The organism is Faecalibacter rhinopitheci, from assembly GCF_015234135.1.
Lineage (GTDB): Bacteria > Bacteroidota > Bacteroidia > Flavobacteriales > Weeksellaceae > Empedobacter > Empedobacter rhinopitheci.
Window position 1 is genome coordinate 1 of sequence record NZ_JADGIK010000031.1, and the last position, 2426, is coordinate 2426.

At 29.3% G+C, this 2426-nt stretch carries 2 protein-coding genes; both read right to left on the reverse strand.

Annotated elements, in window-relative coordinates; genetic code table 11:
• A partial coding sequence (locus IM532_RS13560) for an RHS repeat domain-containing protein (protein ID WP_394368357.1) occupies positions 1-1892 on the reverse strand: 1892 nt, incomplete at its 3' end.
• Between the two features lie 122 nt (positions 1893-2014).
• Positions 2015-2426, reverse strand: a 412-nt coding sequence (locus IM532_RS13565; RefSeq protein ID WP_228063737.1) for a DUF6443 domain-containing protein, incomplete at its 5' end; no start/stop codon positions are given.

Here is a 2426-nt window from a genome sequence, read left to right on the forward strand (position 1 = left end):
TCTTTACCATTGTATTTGTACTTATAGTTTGGGTTAGCTGTATTAACAATACTTTGGTTGTTGTGCTTTAATCCAAAAGGGTAATAACTGTTTTCATCTACAATTTTACGGTTTCCATCTTCGCCTTTCGTATAACTCACGCGTACGTTTCCTAAATGATCGGTATAATTATAGACATATTCAAAAATACCTTCATTTACATTTACATAGCCTTCAGCTGTTGGGAAGAATTGTAAAGATAAATTATTACCTCTTCCAGCTGATTGTTTATATTGAAATCCATTATCGTAGAAAGTATTTTCTGAATAAGGAATTAATAAATTGTCATTTACTAATTTTGAAACCTTAACACCAGAAGCATCATATAAGAATTGAATTTTACTTAATTCACCATTATTATTAAAAAGAACTTCTATTGGTAAATTTAAGTGATTATAGGCAATATTCGTAATGTTTTTATTTAAATCCTTTTTTAGATTTCCATTTAAATCATATTCGTAATCTGCACCTGTTGTATTTTTATCGTTAAAACCTTGTTCATTACTCGTAAGATCATTCACACTTTCAAGTTGATTAGAATTAGGTTTATATTGATATTCTAATTGATCTATACTTTGAATTCCATTTAATGATAATTCATGTCCAATAGTATTACGTGATAATCCTAAAATATTTCCATTAAAATCATACCCATAAATACGTTCATCATACTGATTAGTAGAAACTATACTATTTGATACTTCAGTAGATTTACCTAATAGTAGTCGATTTAGACCATCGTAATGATAAGCATATGATTTCGTAGCACCATTGTTTATTTTCCATAATATTTCTCCGATATTCCCATTGTAAGGATTATCACCTCTTTCAGAATCATGATATTTAATCTTAAAACTGAATAATCTATCCGAAGTATTTTCAATAGAATTTATATCCGTTAACCAACCACGAATGTTAAATTTGTAATCTACTTGTTCTAAGGGTGAGTTTAAACTTGAGTTTCCAATTTTTTTACGAACCAATTGTTTAATGTCATTGTATTCATTTCTTACAATATATTCTTCAGGTCCATCATTGATTTGATGCGTTTGGTATTGTATGCTTTCGTCTGGATTATACTTGAAACTTTCTTTAACAATAACAGGTTCTGTATCTAAACTTAACTGATGAGTAGTTGTAGTTGATACTACTTTTCCTCTAAACGAATCGTATTCTGTCTTAGTTTCTGTTTTACCTCCATTATAATTCAATTGAGTTGTAATAACAGGACGTAAGTATTTATTTTCGAAGAAAGTAAAATTCTTGTTCCAGGTGTTTGTACCCAGAATATTAGAAAATGTTGCAACTGAAATACCTTTTAATTCTTGATCAAGTTCATTAACCAAACTTTGCTCGTTTAAATCCGAAGGTTTTAATTCAAGAAACTCATAATTATCGTAGTAATTAACAGTATGAACAATTAAACTACTTTTAGGAAATTCGTTAGTGGTATAATAAATTCGTAATCCATTATTTGTAAAACCTGTAGAAGATTTTACTTCATTATTAGGGGTTGTTTTATTTTTTAGAGCTGCTTCCATCGCTTTGCGATCAGCTGTATTTTTAAAATACCCTGTATAAAGTATACGACCAAATTTATCATATTTGGTAAATGTCCAACCTTTATTGAGTGTAGTATTTTCTGAAGTCGTATTTACACTACCATTTCTCATATTGATATCTTGGTATAGTACTAAACGATCTTCTTTATCATAAACCATAAATTCACGGCCTTTACCAGGAAGTTGTTTTTCGACTAAACGATTCTTTTCATCGTATTGGTATTGATATCCTAATTCAGGTAAATGATTGATATAATCTGAAACACTAACACTTTTACCAGCACTTTTCACTAATTGTGGAGGTAAGACATAGGTTAAATTGCCTTAAATATCATATACATAATAAGTATCGTGATCACCATTTGAATTCTTAGGAAAATCAGCTTTACTTTTAATATTTATACGTTTCAGAATTATTTTCCGTCCTTGTCTTTAAACTCTTGAATGGGTTGACCATTTTCGTCGATGGTAATTGTTTTATATAAAGAACCAGCAGAATAATAATTATTTAAAATTAAAGTTGGAACATAATTATTATCCAATGAGACACCAAAATTTAATACTTCATTAGAAGTATTGGTTTGATATTGAAATTTTATATTATTGTTGCCTTCGACTTTCCAAATTTCACCAGGAGCTCCTTGTTTTAAAACACGGCTTAATGGCGAGTTTTCGTATTCTTTCTGAGCATATACTTTTCCCGTTTCTGGGTAATTTGAATAATTAATCGTACTTGGAAAATTAATTCCAGCAACTACACCTGGTAAATATTCTTTATCTGTACGTCCAAAACCATCATACGTCACTTTAGTGGCTAGTGCTTTT